A 21,187-nucleotide genomic window follows, 5' to 3' on the forward strand; every position below is an offset into this window, starting at 1 on the left:
TTGCAGGCCGGAAAGGCCTGCAACTTTCTTTGTTGGCGAAGGAAGTGTTTGGGGTGGCAATGGAATCCTTACCGTCCGTTAACTTTCTTCTGAAGCACCGGGTCGCTTGGAAACTTGCTGGCGCCGAGCTGCCAGGTGGCTGCGGCATAATCAGACTTGCCCATCTTTTGATATTGCTCGCCCAATAAAATGTATGCCTTGGCGAACTGCGGCTGAGTGGCCATCGTTTCCTGTTGCTCAATGAGCGCTGAAAACCGCTGGAGGACTTCGTCGCCCTTGTTCAACTCTGCCGGCCAATGAGCCAGGGCGACGGCCTTGAAAAACTGCGCGTCCCAGTTGGCGGGATCGAGTTTCAACGCGGCGTCAAAACTTTGATCGGCTTCCATCCCGAGAATGCCCATTTCATTCACGCTTTTACCGCTCCGGGCAGCGATGCCTGCCTGTTGAAGATAGGCCTGACCCAAGGCGGTTGGATATTCGGAGGACGTCGGATTGTTTGTTGCACCCTGTTTCAGCGCCTCAACCGCCTGGTCCAACTGGTTGGAATCGCGCAGTTGTTTCCACGCAGCCTGCTTTTGATCAAAACTGCTTTGGGATGAAAGCAAAACTTCGATGGCACGGCTCAATGGAGTGGATTTGCCGGAACCATCCGGGATCGCGTTGGTTGAAACTAGTGGGCCGGGAGAAATCTCATTTGTGGCGCTGGTGTCCGCTGAAACGATCTGAAGTGTCCGTTGTTTCGGCAAGATCATTTTCTTCGGTGACGGTGGCGCGGCCGGTTCGGGCGTTGCCTCTGCAGTCGGTGCGATAGCGGGTTGCGCCTTTGGCATGTTGCGGTAAATGATGGTTCCAGCAGTGGCGGCGACACAGAGAATCGCCAGGGTGATGACGAATGGTTTCATAGTTTTAAGGGAGGTTGAAGGTTACGAATTAACCGGTTGGTTGCGGCGGCTGCGGGCGATGAGGCGCCATTGGACAAACAGGGGTACGATCCACAGGGCATTCATCCAGAACCAATGTCCTTCAAGGACTTTGATCCACCGAAAAAACAAATTTGAATCGACAAAGTGTCTCGCAGCATCAGTGTTGGCCTGCATCGCGTGAGTGATGCCGCCGATGGCAAAATTGTGTGCCACTGCAAAATTTCCTACGGCTGCGCTCCAGGCAATGGCATAAGCGCCAATGGATTGCCAGCCAATGGCGATCGCGCCGAATGACCAAACACCCAGCGCGAGACCGCCCAATGGAAATATCCCGGCAACGATTCCGCCGAATGGCAACAAGCCCACGGCCAAACCGCCTATCGAGAACGGCGCAACGGCCACCTCACCAAACGCGAATAATCCGCCGAAAGCGAAATTGCCGACTGCGATCCATGCCTTGACCGGTGTTCTCAAAAGATCGAAACGGTCGCCGATCCGGATATGGACGAGTGGCAATCCCAGTAGTTTTATTTTGCTGCGATATTCCCAGGCTGATTTTGGAAAAACGCCGCCGTATTTCTCCGCCAAAACTCTGGAGTAATAAGCGCGCCGTTTTCCAGCGCCGACAATGGCGAAGGAGAAAATCGCCAGCAAATAGACCACGACCAGGGTGACGAACCAAGTGACGAACAATTCTCCTCCGCCGAAGTGGCTGGCGGGCTGATTGCGGAACAACCAATAAATCCCTGCGGTCAGCGGCAAGGATAGTCCAACACTTAAGGCACAAATCCTTGCATAGAATGATTTGATGCGCCGTCGTTCCTCGTCTGAATGAGCTGCCGCGAGGGCCATGCGATATGGAATAAAATTTCCAAAGAGAACGATCAGCGGGTTACAAATTATAGCGAACAAGCCTGCCACTCCCGCGGCCTTGGCCATCGAACTGCCATTGGCTGCCGCGGCGCCGACGGCTGCGGCCTTGGCGGAAAATGTAAGCGATGGCAACGCGGCCAACACGACGAGCGTGAAGGCCTTGCCGGGATTGGTCCGTTCCAACGCGCCCTCGACAAAGGCAAGAACTTGTTCGTGCAACAGTTTTCGCCCGCGCGAGAGGCGTTGTTTCACCGCGTCCTCCGTCAATTCCAAATTCTTGGCGACGGCCTCAATGGATTGATGTTCGCGATAAAACAAGACCAAAGGTTCACGGTAAATTTCCGGGATGCGCTCGATGGAGCGCCACAGGATTGCCTCTTCCTCCTTCTGGATGGTCAAATCGGCGGGCAAGGGTTCCATCGTGGGCGAGTCGTGAAGGGTATCCAGCGGTTCCGCCGCGTTGCTGGGTTCGCGTCCGCGTTTTTTTATGGCGTCGTAGATATGATTGCGGGCGATACCACAGAGCCATGAGCGCAATTTGTCCGGCTCGCGAAGGCCTCCCAGTTGTCGCCAGGCGGCGATAAAAGTTTCCTGCGCAAGGTCTTCGCTTTGAGTCAGGCTGCCGGTACGGCTGTAAGCGAGGGAACAAATGAGCGTCTGGTACCGGGCCACAATCTGGCCAAACGCCTCGCGGTTCCCGGTCAGGCTCTCGGCGACGAGATTGGCATCGCTGGTTTCCATTACGTTGGAGTTCATCATAACACCTCATAAGTCTGCAAACGAGACAAAGAGGTGACAGAATGTTTTTCTAAGAAGGAGATAGCTGAGTAGCACATAGAGGAATCAAAAAAGAATATTTTGAAGCGGGGAAGGAATTTGGCTAGCCTGAACTGGGTTGAATTCGGTTATTTGGAGTCAATGGGAAGACACAGAAGTGTCATTACTTTGGTTAGATGAACATTAAGCGCCTTTTGAATGAGTTTGGAGGTCCTGATTAAACAAGTATGTACAAACATAAAAATCTAGTCTTTATAGCATTGATGATGATGAACTTGTTTATTGTTGCACTTACCTGCGCTGAGATATGGGGTTACTACTCCCATGGCGATGTCAACGGCCCGGGACAAAAAGCTTACAAAGCTTACGCCAAGCTTCACCTAAAAGGTGGAGAGTTGCTTCAAGGAAGATTAGCCTACGTTGAGAAGGACCTTAAGATTGCGTGTTACAATATTTTCCCCGTTCACGCAGCGGCGATGGGCTTAAATGTTGTGCTGGGATTCTGGTTGTATCGGAACAACCAGAAGGCAAGTTAAAAGACTGCCATTCAGGGTCTGCCCTTTCGAACGATGAAGAGCAACCAAGCATTTTCGCCGTTCCTTCATCGTAAGCCGGTCTGGAAACCGGCGCCCTGGGGGTGCGGGCTGGACAGTGTTATTGGCGGTGCAAGCGGTGGAAGGCTGGGGCAAATGCCGGGTTGTTTGTGGCTACAAAATAATCGCCGGAAATGAAGACGGTGTTGGTTTGGGGAATCCATTGCGCGCCGGGGGACACATTGTGGGCGCTTTCCAGAACGAATCCACTGGCGGACACGGGCCAGGCGAAAATAAACTGGTTCGCCGCCCTGGAGAGTTGCAACGTGGGTGGCACGATGCGCTCGGTGCGAATGGCGTTGTTGCCGAGGTCGGCCACGTAGATGTAACCCGCGATGTCCTGCGCGACATCGGCTGGGAAATAAAACCGTGCGGTGTTGTTCGTGCCATTAGCGTTTCCCGCGATTCCGGACAATCCAGCGACCGTGCTCACGATCCAGTTCGTTCCACTAGGGGAGATTTTGCGGATGGTTTGGTTGCCCGAATCAGCGACGAAGAGGTTGCCAGCATTGTCGGCCACAATTCCCTGTGGCTGAAAAAAACGAGCGACGTTATTCGTCCCATCGGCATTGCCCCAAACACCCGGCAACCCGGCAATCGTGGTGACCGTGCCACCTGGTGTGATTTTGCGAATCGTGTGATTGTGAAAATCGGTTACGAAAAGATTGGTCGCGTTGTCCACGGCAATTCCAGATGGCCTGTTGAATCGGGCCTTGCTATTCGTGCCGTCTGCGCTGCCGGGGTTGCCGGCCAATCCGGCCAAGGTGCTCACCAAACCAGCGGGGGTGATTTTGCGAATGGTGTGGTTCCATGTATCTGCGACATAAACATTGCCTCCGTTGTCCACTGCTAGGCTGCGTGGCTGATAAAAATTGGCGTTAATTCCAGTGCCGTCGAAGCTGTTAATATTTCCGGCGGAACCGGCGAGCGTGCTCACTACACCAGCGGGCGTGATTTTCCGAATCGTCGCGTTCGCGGTGTCGGCGACATAGATAAAACCCGCGCTGTCCACGGCGATTCCCTGCGGGGCATAAAACAGGGCATTCGTTCCCACACCATCCGCGCTGCCGAAGGTTCCAGCAAACCCGGCAAATGTGCTCACGGAGCCGTTGGGCGTGATTTTCCGAATCGTGCTGTTCTCCGTGTCGGCGACATAGATATTGCCCGCACTGTCGGCGGCGATGCTGTTCGGATGCCGGAAGCGCGCACTGCTGCTGAGACCGTCCTTGCTACCCGGCGCGTCATGACCGGCGAAGGTGTTGATGGTGAGAGATTGTGCGTGCGCAACGGCCATTGACGCCAGCAAGCCGCCGCCAACGAACAGGTTTTTGAATGAAAGTTTGTTCCTCATATCAGTCCCAGTTGGGGCGATAGATCACGCCGTTGGAATTTGTGCCGCTCCGACCCGCCGCAAACGCTTGCAGGATGTAGGTGGCACCGGGCTTGCGGGCAGGCAGGCGTAAAACGTACGCCGGTCGGCTCGGGGTGGCACCGGTAAACCCCGCATGGGTGTCGCGATCGATCTCAACTCCATTCTCCAGCAGCGCGGCCCAGGCGATATCCAGACCATTTGCTCCTGTCTTCCAGCAGAAACTCACGTCAATTTCACCAGCCGTCGTGACGCTGGAGGTAATGTCCCAGGAGAGAACAGAGAGGCTGGTTGAGATTTGCGAGGCGGTCCAGGCAGCAATTTGCGGCGGGGTCAGGGAGGGGTTGTAATTCACGCCCATTTGTGTGAGCCGTTGTTTGTGAATCGCGAGGCGATTGGAGAAGTCCGTGTAATTCTTCAGCGAAGGCGCCGTCCAAGTCACCTCTGCGAGAGCGCATAAACGCGGAAACATTTTGAATTCCATGTTCAACCGAGAGGGAATGAATTCGGCCCAGTTGTTCCCTTGCGCGCCGAGGATGTAATTCGTGAATGCCGCCGGGAGGTTCGCCGGAATCGGCTCGAAGTTGTAGACCGTACTCAGCGTCACTGTCCCGCTCTGGCTGGGCGGCTCGACGGACCAGGTCACGCCAGGGTTCTCGACGTAATTGATGTAGCAAGTCGAGGTCGGCGTCATGACGGCGAATTGTTGATTGGTGGCGGCCTGTTGCGCGCGGCTGCTTGAGCCAGTTAACCAATCCATCACCACTGCATTCGTGACGAGTCCGCCATTCATGATTTCGCTCCAGCCGATCATCGTGCGGCCCCGGCTCTTGAGCCAGTTGGCGATCTGTTGCGTGAAATAACCCTGGTATTGCTGCATCGAAGTAATGCCGAGGCTGCTCTTTAAAGTTTGATCCAATGAATGTTGTTGCCAGTTCGACGAATTCACTTCATCTCCGCCAACGTGGATGTAGGGACCAGGAAAAAGATCCATCACCTCCGTCAAAACGTCCTGCAGGAATGCCATCGTTTCCGGACGCGCCGCGCAAAACACGCCACCAGCATTCGAGTTCGTGTTGTCGAGACTGCCGGGCGGACTGGAGCAGGTTTGGCAACCACAACCGAATTGCGGATATGCGTTTAGCGCAGCCGAGGAATGGCCGGGCATCTCGATCTCTGGCACGACGGTGATATGCCGTTGCGCCGCGTAGGCCACGATCTCGCGAATGTCTGCCTGCGTGTAGAAACCACCGTAACGACCATCATCGCCGTAAGCGGTGCTCGAGCGAGGATTGAGTCCGAAGTTAACGTTGGTCCGCCAAGCGCCAACCTGGGTCAACAACGGCCATTTCAAAATCTCAATACGCCAGGCGGTGTCATCGTCCAGATGCCAGTGGAACATGTTCAATTTGTGAAGCGCCATTGCGTCGACGAATTCCTTGACTTCGTCCTTGTTGAAGAAATGGCGAACGCTGTCGAGCATCCAGCCGCGCCAGGGAAATCGCGGCGCGTCCTGGATGTAAACGCACGGAATGGTCCACGGCACCCCGACAACCGGACGGGGTGAAAAAATTTCGGGCGGCAGCAATTGCAAAAGAGATTGCACGCCGTAAAAAACTCCCGCGGAAGCTGGCGCACGGATGACGACAGAGTTGGTGGCCACGGTTAACTCGTAGCCTTCCACACCAAGAATTGCGAGGGCGCTGTTCGTCGTGAGCAGAATCGTTCCGGCGACTGGCGCGGCACCGGAGTTCGTAGCGATTTCAAACCGGTAGCCGGTGGATTTAAAAAGCTGCGCGGCGAGATATTCGCCGGTTTCCCGCGACGCCGTGTCCACAAGGATTTTAGTCACGGCCGGTGCAGGTGCGCCCGGTATCAATTGCGCCGGACAAAGTGTGAACGTGCCCGTCTGCAGCACCATCTGTTGCGGCAGTGGAATGAGAGCGGGGGACGTGGCGAAGGCTGTCGCGGCGCAGAACAAGATGGCGAAGATGGATAGCAAGCGCTTCATTCAAAAGAATCGGTTGATTGGATCATATTGTCTCCGCGAATAGGAAGAGATTAGCGGATTGTTGGGATGAAGGCAAGATTACAGCGTTGGTGTTAGTTGGAAAATGAAGATGGATCGCGGACAGGCAGGCGAAAGTGTTTTTGGATTTTTTGTTTTAATATTCAAACCGAGGGTCGTATGGTGTGGGCAAGTTTTATTGATTAAAAACTGTTTGCGACATTGGGATTCGGCTAGTAGACAGGTTTTAATATACAAATCACTGTTCGTATATTCATAGTTAGACCCCTTACCCATCATGCACCCAGACTCACGACCACTGAATGAAGCACAACAGAAGAAGCTGTGCGACTTGCTGCACCACGCGCTCGTTGATATTCGGATGCTAGCGGGAAGCGGACACGGGGAGCAGGCATCCGACCTTGCAGACGCTTTCCACAATTTGCCGCACGAAATTTGGTGTGACTACTTCAGCATTTCATTCTTTCGCGAGGCGTTTCTCGTTCCATACTATCGGAAGTGGCCGGATCGCCGCCCACGTGATTACATCGCGTTGCTAGAAGATGTGGAGAGATTAAGATGATTACGACGAGGTCCAACCAGAACGCACCGCCGCTGTCCCGGCTGTCGCTGGACTTGGGCGTTCGGTTTCTAATTGATTTCCTATGTTTACATATCGTCCGCCCAAGGGTAGTTGCTGGGGTCATGCCATTCGGCCTAGTAACACGCTCAAGGCCATACAGAAGATGCACGGTTTCTTGGAAACCTACTTTGAGCCTGTAGAAGCTGAAAAGCTCACACTCAATTTGAATCCATATCTTGATAAAGAAAATTACGTCCCAAAAATCAGAGAGAAGGCGGTTGAGGTTTTTGGTAGGCCGGGACGAGCGGAATCAATGGATTGGGTGTTGGCACCTGGGGATTATCGGCGAGCCATAAACTTCATATTAGAAAATCATCTGTCGCCAAAACTACCAAGTGATCCGATCTGGTTGTCGTTCACTTGCGCTCTGAAATGGAAAAATTCTGCTCTGCCAAACATCGATTGGCCGGAAGAATTTTTGAAACAGGGGAATGAAAAATGGCAGCGGTCGCTCTTTATCGTAAATTTGAGAATTGGCGGTCGTTTTATGTTTCCAATGGGAATAAGGATTCCCATCTCAGCGAATGAACCGGCGTCTTACGAGTTCCTTGAAAGATTCAGTGCGGAGACACCGTTCAAAATGAGTCCGAAACATTTTCAGGTGGTTATTCCAATCGGCAAGAAAGGTACGTTGGTGTCCAGAAAGCCGGATGAGGATGTTTTGGGGAAGTTGCAGGAAGTCATTAAATAAAGTTGGCGGCAGCCCAGAGCGCACGTTTCCAATAGGGGTTTACATGAACGATGGAGAGCCAATGCGTTTTCGTTGATATTGCATCGTCAGCCAGTTTGGAAACCGGCGCTTCGGGGGCGGATCTGCCGGACTGGAACTGGCAAAAGCGAACACTTGGATAGCCCCTAATTGACGCAAAACGAGAACCATTTGGGAACGACAACTTTTCTGTCTCGACCCAATTTGTTAATGGGACGATCTCCTGACGAGTCAACTCACTTTGTTACCAGCTGGGACTTCCATTTCTCAATGGTCGTTTGTAATAAAAATCCGATGAGGTAGAACCAGGCAGATCCTGGAAGTACACCTGGAACATCGTTCTTGCACCAGGCTGTCCTGTTGAGGGAGGTAGAGGTATTCGAACATCCCGGTTCGTGGATTCACCATCCCTCCGTACCATTGGAAGATCAACTCCAGCTGCTGCCTGAGCATGTGCGCCGTTTTCATGTTCACTCCTCTCGTTCCCGGAACCAGCAGCACTGGCTTTAATTCAGGGAGAACTCTCGGGATGTGCTCCGCTCCCACCTTGGTGATGGTCATGCTCAGGTTCCCGGTTGAGATTCCCTTTCTCTTCCGGTGTCAACTGTGGCAGGTGACGGACGAAGGAGACGATTTTCCAGATTTCAGTGTCGTTATGAGTCATGCCAAAAGCAGGCATCCCGCTCCAGCGAACGCCATTCTTGATAATCCAAAACATTTGCCCGTCGGAGATCTGTTGGATGTCCGGCTCCTGGAGCGACGGTGCAGATGGATTGAGTCCCATTGCCAGTTCGACGGGTTCGGAGCCAGGAGCGCCATGACAGATAATACAGTTCTCCTTGTAGTGCGCCATGCCGACGGCCAGAGCAGAAGGTTCATTGGTGAACGGATTGTTCTGTTTGGGAGCCCGCCTAACCATGGAGCGCTCAAAGGCATATGGTGCCAGCTTGTTCTCGATAACTCCGGGTTTGCTTGAAGCAGAGAAGTCAAAAGCACCAGTGACGATCAGCACGAGCCCAATGAGAAATACGGCGGCAAGGCCGCAAACAAATCCAATTAGAAACTCTCTTCGGTTTCGCATCATACTGTTTCCGGGATGTTTTATTAACAATCCTCTTCCTGGCTATCGGCGAGTCTGAGTGGCTTGCAGGCGAAGCACGCTTCGACTTTCCTTATTTCCCCCCTCCGACATAACATTCGCCATCTATCAGCTGCCGCTCTATTGGGGTATTGGCCTTACCTTGCCCGTGCTGTTCCATTGTGCATGGGTCCTTTCTCTCCGATCGGGTGGGAACTTCGCCGTGCTTGAGGCTGCCAGCCGTTTGTTTATTCCAAAAATTGGAGCGGGACTGAGGTTTGCTTACACCCGGCTGGTCGATGATATTGCTTTTGGCTATACCTATGCAGATTAGTCCAAACCTGATCCACCAAGCGTCTGCGTATGAAACTGGTTCCGGTTAAAGTTGAGTGCCACGCCGAAGCAAAAGGCGATGAGCTGCCTCGCCTCTTTGTTTGGGAACAAGAAGCAATCGGGGTGGGAGACGTGGTTGACCGCTGGTATCAAGTCGAGGGCAAACCGGAGTGGCCCCGAGCCAATTATTTCAAAGTGCGAGGCATGGACAACCACGAATACCTGCTGAAACATGATCTTGAGTCGGGTGAATGGTACCTCGGTAAACAGTGGTGATGTAATGTAATACACAGACTTTATTCCCAGGGAGAAAATGTCCGCGACAGATTGAAAACAGCCCGGACAAACTTAACCGTTGTCACGATCCTTGCTTGGCTTTTACTCCTTCTGACGGGTATTCAATGTGCAGGGATGGAACTGGAACGCAGGATTATGGACAGTGATAGGTTTATGACAGTCCAAAGTTTACGCGAATGGTGGAGGGCAGATGCGTTTTCGTTGATAATGCATCGTAAGCCAGTTCGGAAACCGGCGCTCCGGGACCCAGTATGATGGGGCGATCTGAAAGCGCCATTTTCCCTCTGCACTGCGAAATGAAGGTGGGGTTGAGTCGTGGTTGGCGTACGCGAGTGGGGCAGTTAGAGAGGGGAAATTGCGGACGATGTCAGTGCGGCGCGCACGGAGTGACGCGCCCGACCACGAGCCTGGCGGTAGGAGTGCAATCGCGGGTCGCGTGCGCGAGTGAGGGCGAAGGACTAAAATACTTCTAATATTAGGTAGATATATGTTGACTGAGTTAGTGTTGTTAGGAGATAGTAATGCACAAATTAGAGGTTAATGAGCGATGCAGAGCATCTTGGAGCTATGAAAAACTTACTTAAAAATGCTGGATTGAGCTTCAACCCTTTTACCAAAGACTTAGGGCGAGAGGGAGGAAGCCTGATCGACGGGTACTTTAAGGAACTGAAAAACCGTGAGTTAATGGGAGTTGTCGGGAGCTAACGTGAGTTAACGGGACATCTTTTATTTTTGAATTTCGAATGAGAGCCAGATCGCAAGTTGTCAGCTGTTTGTCGTCCGTAGTCCCTTGTGGGAAGTCGCTTTCCAATTCGGCATGCGCGGGTGGTTCGGACGGTATCGGAAGCCATCGGACGGTATCGGAAGGTATCGGAAGGTTAAAAAATTTCACATGGCCATTGGCGCAAAAATGGAATTGGTTTTTTATTGAGAACTAAGGATTTGTGATGGTTTTTGAAATCCAAAAATGGCAGGAAGAAAGCTGGATTTCCCGCCTGAGCACTTGATAACCTTGCGGATAGCTTTAGAATTCGAAGTTCGAAATTTGCAATTGGATTGAATTATGGCCGGTCATAGTAAATGGGCAAAGGTAAAGACCTTCAAAGGTGCGATTGACGCCAAACGGGGCAAGATCTTCGCCAAGTTGGCGAAGGAAATCAGCATTGCCGCCAAAGCTGGCGGCGGTGATCCGGATATGAATCCCCGCTTGCGCATGGCACTGCTCAGATCCCGTGGCGCAAACATGCCGAATGAGAATATCGAGCGGGCGATCAAGAAGGGCACGGGAGGCGGTGAGACGGGCAATTTCGAAGATTTAACGTATGAGGTTTATGGTCCTAATGGCGTGGCCATGCTCATTGAGTTGAGCACTGATAATCGCAATCGAACCGCAGCGGAAATACGCAGTCTGCTGACCAAAGGCTGGAGGAGCGATTGCCACTGCCGGCTCCGTGAGTCGATTGTTTCAGCGTAAAGGGCAGATGATTATTTCGCGTGAGGGAGCCAGCGAAGATAGTGTGATGGAAGTGGCGCTTGAAGCCGGGGCGGAAGATTTTAAAGCCGAGCCTGAAGGATTTGAGGTTCTGACCGACCCGGGCCATTTCGAGCCGGTCCACAAGGCGCTCGAAGCCAAAGGTATTAAGTGCGCTTCGGCACAGGTGACCTATATCCCCAGCCTGACAGTTCCGCTGAGCGATCCAGGTGCGGTGTCCGCCGTGACCAAGTTGACGGACGCCCTGGAGGACCATGACGACGTGAAGGAACTTTATTCCACCGCGAATTCACGGAGGATGCCGGGTTGAAATTGGCGGTCGTCGAGTTGCCACTACATGATTATAATTCGCACCGCGGGAGCCGAAGGACGAGGATTCCATAATGGAACTTGCGCGGAAGTTCGCCACTTCATTCGAGGTGGAGAGAAAAGCCTTTGCAAATTCCTTTGCAAATCTGCTGTCGGCCGGCGATGCCCATCTCTCCGTTGCAGAGTTGGAAAATAAGACGGTCGGTTACGTTTTGGGTTTTGATCATTTTACTTTTTTTGCCAACGGGCGCGTGGCGTGGGTTGAGGAAATCATGGTGCTGGAGGATTTCCGCCGACAGGGCATTGGCAAATTACTGATGGAAGATTTTGAGCAGTGGGCCTCCCTGCGAGGCTCGAAGTTGATTGCCCTGGCCACTCGCAGGGCCTCGTCCTTTTACCAGGCTTTGGGCTATGATGAGTCGGCTGTCTACTTTAGAAAGCGCTTATGAATATTCCAGCCCAATATCAGGTTAGATGCGGCGAATTTAAAAATCGTGTTCGCTTTTTGTTTGGGGATACTGATTCGATTGTTTGTGTTTGTATTAAATGAATTCGTTAGGTGACACATTATTTGGCAGGGCATTGGGCCGGTTGGCAGACGCCATCGCGCGGCATCGCTGGCTTTTCCTGTGGCCACAGTTCTTCCTGTTTGGCCTGTGTGTCCTATACACGGTTTTCCATCTGCAATTTGATGTCAGTCGCGATAACCTTGTCGGTTCGGATAAAAAGTATCATCAGAATTACCTGAAATTTAAGAAGGAATTTCCCACTCAGGACGATCTCGTGACGGTCGTGGAGAGTGAGAACATGGACAAAAACCGCCAATTTGTGGAGCGATTGGGAGCGAAGCTCGAGGCGGAAACAAATCTCTTCACGGATGTTTTTTACAAGGGTGATCCCACCATGATGGGTTCCAAGGCGCTTTTGTTCTTCCCGGAAAAGGATCTGAAGGAGCTGCGGGTGATGCTCTCGGATTACATTCCCTTCATCAACAAATTCACCCAGGCAACCAACATGTCATCGCTCTTTGCGATGATCAATTACGAGTTCCTGCATGCGAAGCGCGAGGCTAATGCTGAGAATGAGGCCATGGTGAAGGCCGTGCCGATGCTGGATCGCATCGTCAAGGAAGCCACCAGCAGCTTGCAACGTCCGGGCGCGCCGGTTTCCCCGGCCATCTACGCTCTCTTCGATGCCGGCAACGAAGCGGAACAGCAAATTTATATCACCTATGATAAAGGCCGGGTTTACCTGGTGACGGCCCGCGCCAAAACCGAGGAACTCAATGGTGACGCCGTGGATCGACTTCGGACTTTGGTTGCGCAAACAGAACGCGAAGTGCCGGGCCTGAACGTGGGCGTCACGGGTGAACCGGTGTTGGAGCACGACGAGATGGGGCAGTCTCAGAAGGATTCCATGGTTGCGAGCATTGTTTCACTGATTCTCTGCGCGGCAATCTTCATTTATGGTTACCAGGAAACGGGGCGTCCGCTCAAGGCCACGCTCTGTTTGATCATCGGCCTGGGCTACACCATGGGCTTTACCACGCTGGTGGTCGGCCATCTCAATATTCTCACCATCACTTTTGTTCCGATTCTTATTGGTTTGGCGATTGATTTTGGCGTGCATCTCATCACGCGTTATGAAGAAGAGTTGCGGCTGGGTCGAAGCGAGGATGCGGCCATGCGCAAGGCCATCGTTTACACCGGCCAGGGAATATTCACGGGGGCATTGACGACGGCGGCCGCCTTCGGGGCGATGGCTTTCACCAACTTCAAGGGCATCCAGGAAATGGGTGTCATTTGCGGGGGCGGCATGATTGTTTGCTTCATCCCGATGATGACATTGCTGCCGGTGCTGCTGTATCGCGGTCGGCAGAATGCAATTGATCATGAGCCGCGCAAGATTGTGGCGAAACCGCCGGCGCAGGTTGAACTTCGAGCCCGCATTGAGAGGATTTGGCTGCATCGTCCCATTACCGTAATTGTTATCACGCTGTTCCTGACTGCCCTGTCGCTGACCCAGTTTCGCAAAGTCTTTTTTGATTACGATCTGCTTAACATGCAGTCCGAGGGGTTGCCTGCGGTGGTGTTTGAAAAAAAGCTGATCGATTCCGCTTCCCGGACCAATGATTCCGGCTCCCGGACCAATGCGAGGTCGGTTCTCTTTGCGGCGGTCGTTGCCGATACTCCCGAGCGGGCAGTCGAGCTCGAGAAGAAGCTGAAGAAACTGCCGGCGGTCGCGGATGTCATTTCAATGGCTCCTTACATCGTCGAAGATGCCTCCGAAAAACTGAAATTGATTGGTGAGGTCAAAAAGGAAATCGCCCCGATTCAGTTTCGCCCCACGGACATGGCGCCGGTTGATTTGAATAAGCTCAGCTATACTCTTTATTCCACTTACGGCTACATGGGCGCGGCGGCTGAAGCCGTCAAGGAGGATGAAGCTGCCGCTCCTCTCAAACCGATTTCTCTCAACTTCACGAACAACAGTGATAACGCGAGAGTGGCGACTGCTCCGGCGAAGGAAGAACCCAAGCTCTCAGACCAACTGCTGACCCTGCGGAACTCAATCAATGACCTGCGCAAACAGATGTTGAGTATGGACCCCAAGGTGGCTTCGGAAAAATTAGCCGCGTACCAGCAGGCCTTGTTCGATGACGTGCACGAAACTTTTCAGTCTCTGCGCGACCAGGACGACAGCTCCCGGCTGCAGATCAAGGATTTGCCACCGGCATTGTATAACCGTTTCATTGGCAAAACTCACAAGTATTTACTACAGGTTTATCCCAGGGAAGATGTCTGGCAGCGCGATAAGCAGGAGGAATTTGTGAAGGAATTGCGCACGGTTGACCCGAATGTGACTGGCACGCCGGTGCAGCTTTACGAATACACCACGCTGCTGAAGGATAGTTATATCCAGGCTGCCTATTATGCCCTGGCCGCCATTGTAATCATGGTATTGATTCACTTTCGAAGCTTTGCATCCCTGCTTCTGGCGCTCCTGCCCGTGGCCATTGGTTCCATCTGGATGGGAGGTATCATGGGATTTTTTAACATTCCATTTAATCCCGCGAACATCATGACCCTCCCTCTCGTCATCGGAATCGGGGTCACGAACGGGATTCATATCTTGAATCGGTTTGCAGAGGATAGAGATCCGGGGATTCTTGCCAAAAGCACCGGCAAAGCGGTTTTCATATCTGGGCTGAACACAATTGCCGGCTTTGGCAGTTTGATTTTGGCCCAGCATCAAGGGATTCGCAGCCTTGGATACGTAATGTCCACCGGTGTGGCCATGTGCATGATTGCGAGTTTGACCTTTTTGCCAGCAGTCCTAAGTCTGCTTAGTCTGCGGAGTGGCGGAGCGAAAAAACAACCCAGCGGCGACAATGCACGGTCGACACTGGGTCGGGAGGAACCGAGGTAAAAACCTCAATTAACGCGAGCATAGAAAAAACCGTGGCGAAGTCAATCCATATGTTAAACCGCCCAATTCTGAGCTTCACGAGTGAAGTTAGCGTTAACGTGTGCATTTTAAGGCCTCTTACTCTGAATTACTGTGCTTGACGAGAGGAGTCTTTTGCCGTGGTATTTTGCGTCCGAACATTTGTGTGATCGGTAATGGCCATTAGTAAACATTTAAGTATCTGGTGCCTAGGTTTTACCTGCCTGCTTGCTCCCTTGCAAGCGGTCGCCGAATCCATTCATGCAGGACCACTTTTTGATGAATTTGATCTAACCCTCGCGCCAGGTCACCGGGTTGAGGCGGCTGGACCGTTTTTTTATTCCGAACAAAAGGAAACGCAGCATCAGTGGGCCATTCCTCCTTTTTTCTCCAGAACAACCGATCCGACCCTCGAATACGAGGAGTACGATTTTCTTTATCCACTGCTGACTTACGACAAGTTTGGAAAGGAAACTCGCTGGCAAATCGGGCAGCTTTTCAACTTTGCGACCGGTGGAACCCAGAGCGGCAATACGAACCATCGCTTCGCCCTGTTCCCGATCTATATCCAGCAGCGATCGGTAGAGCCAGGCCAGAACTACACCTCTGTCCTCCCCTTCTACGGTCATTTGCGTAACCGCCTTTTCCGCGACGAAATCAACTTCGTCATGATGCCTTTTTACGTTGAAACCCGTAAGCGCGACGTTGTGACGAAAAACATGCCCTACCCCATTTTCCATTTGCGCCATGGCAACGGGCTTAAGGGCTGGCAGGTCCTGCCTCTGGCTGGACATGAACACAAGGATGTCACCAGCAGCACCAACGGCTTTGGTGATGTAACCCAAATTCCCGGGCATGACCGGCGTTTCATCTTGTGGCCTATCTACTCGGAGGTAACCGCTGACATTGGCACGGAGAATATCTCTCATCAGCGCGCAATCATTCCCTTTTACGTTCGCTTTCACTCCAAGAACCGTGATTCAACCTCCATTCTGTGGCCCTTCTTCACCTGGACAGACGATCGCGAAAAGGGGTATCGCGAATACGACATGCCCTGGCCCTTTGTCGCCATTGCGCGCGGCCCGGGCAAAACAATCACGCGTTTTTGGCCAATTTACAGCGAGGCCCACAGCACCAACCTGGTAAGCAATACTTACCTGTGGCCGGTTTATAAATACAACCGCATCCTGTCGTCCCCGTTGGATCGCGAACGCACGCGGATTCTCCTGTTCCTTTATTCCGACACCCGGGAGAAGAACACGGATACAGGCGTTTACGCCCGGCGAGTCGCCTTCCTGCCGTTCTTCACCCATAGATGGGAGTTAAATGGTAATGAAAGGCTTCAGGTTCTATCGCTGCTGGAGCCTTTCTTTCCAACCAATAAGAGTATTGAACGGAATTATTCCCAGGTTTATGCCTTGTGGCGTTCTGAGAAGAATCCACGAACGAAGGCTTCCAGCCAATCATTGCTTTGGAATCTTTATCGGCATGAAGCTTCACCGGAAAAGAAAAAGCTCTCGTTGCTGTTTGGGCTGGTGCAATATCAATCGACCGGTGAAGGTAAACATTGGCGCGTGTGCTATATTCCAATGGGCAAGGAGCAGGTTCCTTCGCCTGAGGATTCAAAAGGGCGCTAACGGCAAATTCTTTTATGTTTCAAAATATTGGCGAATTGATGCTTCTTTTTTGGCGGACGGTGCGCTCGCTGCCACTCGTTTGGCGTCAAAGGCAGAAGACTTTCGATCAGTTTTTCGAAATCGGCAATGCCAGCCTGTTAATGGTTTGCATTCTCTCCTTCTTTATTGGAGGTGTGATTGCGCTGCTTACCGGCCCGGTGCTGGTGGAACGCGGCCTTACCAACTCGGTCGGCGGCCTCGTTGGGATTTCCATGGCCAAGGAACTCGCCCCGGTAATGATGTCCATCCTGATCGCCGGCCGCATTGGCTCTTCGATGACGGCCGAAATCGGCTCGATGCGTGTTTACCAGGAAATTGACGCCCTGCGCACGATGAACATCAATCCGATTCATTATCTGGTGCTCCCCCGGCTTACGGCCATTGCCGTGGCCCTGCCGCTTCTCGTAATCTTCTCGATTCTGGTTGGCTGGGGCGGCGGCGCTCTGGTGTCTGCCCTGAATCATAAAATTGCGGTGTCATTCCAGGCGTTCTTTACCAACCTGAGGGAAGTGGTGGATTTCGGTGATGTCATTAACGGCCTGGTTAAAAGCTTTATTTTTGCACTTGTGATCGGTGTCGTGTGCTGCCATCAAGGGCTGCAAACCATCGGTGGGCCGCGCGGCATCGGCCGTTCCGTGACGAAGGCTGTCGTAAATTGCATTGTCCTGATTGTGATTTTGGATTATTTCCTGACCCGTCTGATGCTCTAATTTCCTCGATTCATGAATAATTCGGCCAACTCAGCAAAACATGGTGTCAGCGTCAAGGTTCAGGGACTGCATAAAAGTTTTAATGGACAGGAAATCCTCAAAGGTCTGGACCTGGAGGTTCGCCCCGGTGAAATTTTCGTTATCATGGGTCCCAGCGGCAGCGGGAAAAGCGTGCTGCTTAAACACGTCATCGGCCTCGAGGAACCAGACGCGGGGGAAATCCTGATCAATGGTGAACCGATTCTCTCCCCCGAGGTCATGGAACACCACCGCCTGGCCATGGTATTTCAGTCTGGAGCCCTGTTAAATTCGCTGACGGTGGGCGAAAATGTGGGACTCTACCTTTCCGAACACCGGCTCAAGCCACCGCGTGAGATTGCCCGGATTGTGGCGGAAAAACTGGAGGTAGTTGGCTTGAAAGGGCAGGAGGACAGACTGCCCAGCGAGCTTTCGGGCGGCATGAAAAAGCGGGTGGCCATCGCCCGCGCCCTGGTCATTGAGCCTGAGTTGATTCTTTATGATGAACCAACCAGCGAACTCGACCCGCTTTCCGCCGTGGTTATCGGTGAAGAAATTGTAAATTTAAACAGGCAGATCCACGTTACTTCGATTATCGTCAGCCATGATCGCGACCTCGCATTTGGTGTGGCTGACCGCATCGCCTTTATCAGCGAAGGAAAAATCCTGGCTGTGGGCACTCCGGATGAGGTGAAACGAAATTCCGAACCAATCATCCAAAAGTTCTTGAACGCAGATTTCAAACTCCGTTAAAAATTAAGCTCTATGAAAAATACGCTGGAAACCCGGCTGGGCATTTTTGTGCTTCTGGCGGTATTAGCTGCCTTTATTATCCTCGAACTCATCGGTGGGGTGAACATCTTCAAACCCGGCTATCATCTGCGAGCCCGCTTCAATAATATTCAGGATTTAAAAGTAGGTGATGCAGTCAAGATGGCTGGTGTGCCGGTCGGACAGGTCGAAAAAATCCAACTCGCGACCAATGAAGCCAAGGTCGAAGTGGTGCTACGCCTGAACAAGGATACCCCCGTGCATACCGACAGCAAGGCTACCATCAAATTCACCGGTTTGATGGGCAATTATTTTGTAGCTCTCGACTTTGGCAACCCCAATTCTCCGAAGATGGAACAGAATCAGTTGATCGCCACAACCGAACAACCTGACCTCAGTACGTTGATAGCGAAATTGGACGATGTCGCCAGCGGTGTGCAGAATCTCACCAAGAGCTTCACGGGTGATAAGATTGACAATTTGCTGGGACCTTTCACCGATTTCATGCGCCAAAATAATCCGAAATTAAGCGCCATCATTGCGAACTTCCAAGGCATCTCCGGTCAGATTGCCGAGGGTAAGGGAACAGTCGGAAAATTGATCTATGACGACTCGCTCTACAACAGTGCTTATGCCTCAGTAACCAACCTTCAGAATACCGCCACAGAGATACAGCAAACCGTTGCTGAAGCGCGCAAGGTGGTGGACCAGGTCAACTCAGGTCAAGGCACGGTCGGCAAGCTGCTCAAGGATGACAAACTTTACGTCGAAGCCACCGCGACGATGACAAATGCGAAAGAGATTTTGCAAAAGGTGAACCAGGGCCAGGGTTCGGTCGGCAAGCTGATAAACGATCAGGAGTTTTACAAGAATGCCAAGATGACGCTTCAAAAGCTGGATAAGGCCACCGAAGGCCTGGAAGACCAGGGTCCGCTCAGCATCGTTGGCTCTCTGGCCAGCAGCTTGTTCTAATTGTCGATTCCGCACGCTTGCATCCTCGTTCTGAAATACCGGGACGGGGATTTTTTGCTCTCAGAGACGATTTATTTATCAAAGCGCAGATAAATTGCCTTTAGGTACTCTGCTTCCTTAAATCGCGCCGCATGATCCGGCGCATGCAGGGAGGTTTCCAGTTCGACAAACTTTCTACCTGACCCTGCGGCCGTCTGCCGCACCACCGCAAAAAACTCATCTGCAGAAACATGAGCAGAACAGGACGCTGCCAGCAAAACACTTCCGTTATTGAGACACCGAATTCCCGCGGCCACGAGCTTTCCATAGGCACGGATGGCTCCAGCGCGTTCAGCCTCGCGCTTCGCCAAAGAGGGAGGGTCGAGAATGATTAAATCGAATTTTCTGTTTGCACTCTTATCCAACCATTCAAACGTGTCTGCCTGCACCATTTCATGTGGACAGCCCGCCACCGCTGGTATGTCTGCATTGAGTTTGAAGTTGCGCTCCGCGCTCGCCAGCGCATGGGCGCTGATATCCAAATCGGTCACGGATTTCGCACCGCCTCTGGCCGCGTATAATGAGAATCCTCCTGAAAAACTGAAAGCATTCAAAACTGCGCGGCCTTTGGCCAAAGCTTCGACTTTCCGACGATTTTCCCTCTGATCCAAAAAGAACCCGGTCTTCTGCCCGCGCAACACGTCTGCCTCGAATCGCAATCCTGTCTCTAGGAAGATCACCGGCTCATTAAGACCCGGGCCATAAAGAATTTCGCCATCGGCATGCTTGAATTCCTTTTCTGCCAATCGCTGGATGTTTCTGCTTAGCCTGAGAATGAGGCGTTCGCCAGCCTGAGTCTCTCGTATCAACGGCACGAGTTCACCCAGTCGCGGCAGCCAGGCCGCCGTATAAAGTTTCAGCACCAAAGCATCGCCATAGCGATCAAGCACCAATCCCGGCCAGCCATCGCTCTCACCATTGATGCAGCGATACCCGTTCGTCTGCGCATCGAAGAGGCCTTCCCGCCTGGCCAAGGTTTCCTGTAGACGATTTCGCCACCAGGAGGCATCGATCGTCTGCGGCTTGCCCGCATGCAAGACACGCACTCGAATGGGCGAATCAGGATCATACAACCCCACCGCCAGGAATTCGTCCTTCCGATCATAGATGACCGCCAACTCGCCGGTGTTTCCAGCACGATTCTGCTCATGGATGCTGTCCGCAAAGAGCCAAGGATGGCCCGACCGCACAATGGACTCCGCCGTTGCAGTAATCCGCAGGCGTAGTCGGGGCGCTGCTGCTGCTGGTTTCGATTTAGATTGAGAACTCAATTGATTGTACGGGTTGCTAACGACGAGATTAAATTAACAGATTTAACGCATTCGGGGAAACAATACTGTCCACCGGGGCGTTAGTGGCTTGACTCCAGGGCAGACTTTGGGATTTTGTCTGTGTGTACAGGAGCCTCGACGCTGAAAAAATAGTCGAAACGGTCCGCCGGTTGCGCAACCGAATAAAAGAACGCTTTCCGACCGCCAGTCTCGGACACGTGGCGGAAGATTTGCTCGCTGTGGCTGAGAAATCTCCCGTCAAAGCTGGCGCGCTTTCCAAACCCCATTTTCCGTTACGCATCGGCATTGCGTTTCTGGTCATTGCTTTCCTGACCATCATTATAAAAATTTTTTTAAAGCTGAAAATTAATACGGATATCGATCGTTTTTCCGAGCTGCTGCAGGCCATGGATGCGGCCTTGAATACCGTCATCCTGTTGGGTGGCGCCATTTTTTTCTTATTCACCATGGAAATTCGCTTAAAACGTAACCGGGCATTAAAATTGATTCACGAACTGCGTTCCCTGGCCCATATCGTCGACATGCATCAGCTCACGAAGGATCCTGAGACCATCGAAGGCAAAGGCCCGCAAACAGCCTCCTCTCCGAAGCGCAGCATGACCCGCTTTGAACTCTCCCGCTACCTGGATTACTGCAGTGAGATGTCCTCGTTGATCGGCAAAATCGCCGCTCTATACGTGCAAGAATATGATGACCCGGTAGTTTTGAGCGCGGTGGACCAGATTGAAGACCTGACCTCCAGCCTTTCCCGCAAGGCCTGGCAGAAGATCATGATCAACAATCAATTGCAAACGGATCCCAATTCCCAGACCGGCTTTAACCTGCCGCAAGAGCTCACGTGAGTCTCGTTGTTGATTT

The 21,187-nt window shown here is 52.4% G+C and carries 17 protein-coding genes and 1 pseudogene; 12 read left to right on the top strand and 6 right to left on the bottom strand.

Annotated features, from left to right (window positions below; translation table 11 throughout):
• Nucleotides 1-68: 68 nt before the first annotated feature.
• On the bottom strand, nt 69-902 hold the full coding sequence (locus CFLAV_RS14335) for a tetratricopeptide repeat protein (RefSeq protein ID WP_007415467.1): 834 nt from the start codon (nt 900-902) through the stop codon (nt 69-71).
• A 21-nt stretch (nt 903-923) separates the two neighbouring features.
• On the bottom strand, nt 924-2,555 hold the full coding sequence (locus CFLAV_RS14340; protein ID WP_007415468.1) for an RNA polymerase sigma factor: 1,632 nt from the start codon (nt 2,553-2,555) through the stop codon (nt 924-926).
• A 281-nt stretch (nt 2,556-2,836) separates the two neighbouring features.
• Here CFLAV_RS14340 and CFLAV_RS14345 point away from each other — a divergent pair, with 281 nt between their 5' ends.
• The gene (locus tag CFLAV_RS14345; RefSeq protein WP_150107420.1) at nt 2,837-3,109 is read left to right on the top strand and encodes a hypothetical protein; all 273 of its coding nucleotides are present in this window, start codon (nt 2,837-2,839) and stop codon (nt 3,107-3,109) included.
• Between the two features lie 118 nt (nt 3,110-3,227).
• Here the strand turns inward: CFLAV_RS14345 and CFLAV_RS14350 are convergent, their stop codons facing one another.
• Together CFLAV_RS14350 and CFLAV_RS14355 are read right to left on the bottom strand one after the other, a co-directional pair.
• Nucleotides 3,228-4,517: an NHL repeat-containing protein gene (locus CFLAV_RS14350; protein WP_007415470.1), complete on the bottom strand. Its 1,290-nt coding sequence runs from the start codon at nt 4,515-4,517 to the stop codon at nt 3,228-3,230.
• A 1-nt stretch (nt 4,518) separates the two neighbouring features.
• Nucleotides 4,519-6,546: a beta-N-acetylhexosaminidase gene (locus CFLAV_RS14355; protein WP_007415471.1), complete on the bottom strand. Its 2,028-nt coding sequence runs from the start codon at nt 6,544-6,546 to the stop codon at nt 4,519-4,521.
• A 662-nt stretch (nt 6,547-7,208) separates the two neighbouring features.
• Here CFLAV_RS14355 and CFLAV_RS14365 point away from each other — a divergent pair.
• Nucleotides 7,209-7,877 carry a hypothetical protein gene (locus tag CFLAV_RS14365; protein ID WP_007415473.1) on the top strand — a complete coding sequence of 223 codons (669 nt, stop codon included), beginning with the start codon at nt 7,209-7,211 and terminating at the stop codon, nt 7,875-7,877.
• A gap of 529 nt (nt 7,878-8,406) precedes the next feature.
• On the opposite strand, the gene CFLAV_RS14375 is transcribed toward CFLAV_RS14365, so the two are convergent.
• A complete protein-coding gene (locus CFLAV_RS14375) occupies nt 8,407-8,979 on the bottom strand; it encodes a c-type cytochrome (protein ID WP_007415475.1) in 573 nt (190 codons plus the stop codon).
• Nucleotides 8,980-9,336: 357 nt separating this feature from the next.
• Between CFLAV_RS14375 and CFLAV_RS14385 the strand changes: the two genes are divergently transcribed.
• The 9 genes and pseudogenes from CFLAV_RS14385 to CFLAV_RS14420 all read left to right on the top strand — a co-directional run bounded on the left by CFLAV_RS14385 (nt 9,337) and on the right by CFLAV_RS14420 (nt 18,998).
• On the top strand, nt 9,337-9,582 hold the full coding sequence (locus CFLAV_RS14385; RefSeq protein ID WP_007415476.1) for a hypothetical protein: 246 nt from the start codon (nt 9,337-9,339) through the stop codon (nt 9,580-9,582).
• Between the two features lie 561 nt (nt 9,583-10,143).
• A complete protein-coding gene (locus CFLAV_RS35535) occupies nt 10,144-10,308 on the top strand; it encodes a hypothetical protein (protein WP_007415478.1) in 165 nt (54 codons plus the stop codon).
• Nucleotides 10,309-10,666: 358 nt separating this feature from the next.
• Nucleotides 10,667-11,405, top strand: a pseudogene (locus tag CFLAV_RS37630) (YebC/PmpR family DNA-binding transcriptional regulator).
• Between the two features lie 73 nt (nt 11,406-11,478).
• The gene (locus CFLAV_RS14395; RefSeq protein ID WP_007415481.1) at nt 11,479-11,853 is read left to right on the top strand and encodes a GNAT family N-acetyltransferase; all 375 of its coding nucleotides are present in this window, start codon (nt 11,479-11,481) and stop codon (nt 11,851-11,853) included.
• A 97-nt stretch (nt 11,854-11,950) separates the two neighbouring features.
• Nucleotides 11,951-14,833, top strand: coding sequence for an MMPL family transporter (locus CFLAV_RS14400; protein ID WP_007415482.1), 2,883 nt, complete (start codon nt 11,951-11,953; stop codon nt 14,831-14,833).
• A gap of 194 nt (nt 14,834-15,027) precedes the next feature.
• Nucleotides 15,028-16,488, top strand: a complete 1,461-nt coding sequence (locus tag CFLAV_RS14405) for a hypothetical protein (RefSeq protein ID WP_007415483.1) — start codon at nt 15,028-15,030, stop codon at nt 16,486-16,488.
• Between the two features lie 14 nt (nt 16,489-16,502).
• The gene (locus CFLAV_RS14410) at nt 16,503-17,237 is read left to right on the top strand and encodes an MlaE family ABC transporter permease (RefSeq protein WP_007415484.1); all 735 of its coding nucleotides are present in this window, start codon (nt 16,503-16,505) and stop codon (nt 17,235-17,237) included.
• A 12-nt stretch (nt 17,238-17,249) separates the two neighbouring features.
• Nucleotides 17,250-18,008, top strand: coding sequence for an ABC transporter ATP-binding protein (locus CFLAV_RS14415; RefSeq protein ID WP_007415485.1), 759 nt, complete (start codon nt 17,250-17,252; stop codon nt 18,006-18,008).
• A gap of 12 nt (nt 18,009-18,020) precedes the next feature.
• The gene (locus CFLAV_RS14420; protein WP_007415486.1) at nt 18,021-18,998 is read left to right on the top strand and encodes an MlaD family protein; all 978 of its coding nucleotides are present in this window, start codon (nt 18,021-18,023) and stop codon (nt 18,996-18,998) included.
• Nucleotides 18,999-19,069: 71 nt separating this feature from the next.
• On the opposite strand, the gene CFLAV_RS14425 is transcribed toward CFLAV_RS14420, so the two are convergent.
• Nucleotides 19,070-20,308 carry a 23S rRNA (cytosine(2499)-C(5))-methyltransferase gene (locus CFLAV_RS14425; RefSeq protein WP_202796902.1) on the bottom strand — a complete coding sequence of 413 codons (1,239 nt, stop codon included), beginning with the start codon at nt 20,306-20,308 and terminating at the stop codon, nt 19,070-19,072.
• Nucleotides 20,309-20,430: 122 nt separating this feature from the next.
• Here CFLAV_RS14425 and CFLAV_RS14430 point away from each other — a divergent pair, with 122 nt between their 5' ends.
• A complete protein-coding gene (locus CFLAV_RS14430) occupies nt 20,431-21,171 on the top strand; it encodes a hypothetical protein (RefSeq protein WP_007415488.1) in 741 nt (246 codons plus the stop codon).
• Nucleotides 21,172-21,187: the final 16 nt, after the last annotated feature.

This window comes from Pedosphaera parvula Ellin514 (assembly GCF_000172555.1).
Lineage (GTDB): Bacteria > Verrucomicrobiota > Verrucomicrobiia > Limisphaerales > Pedosphaeraceae > Pedosphaera.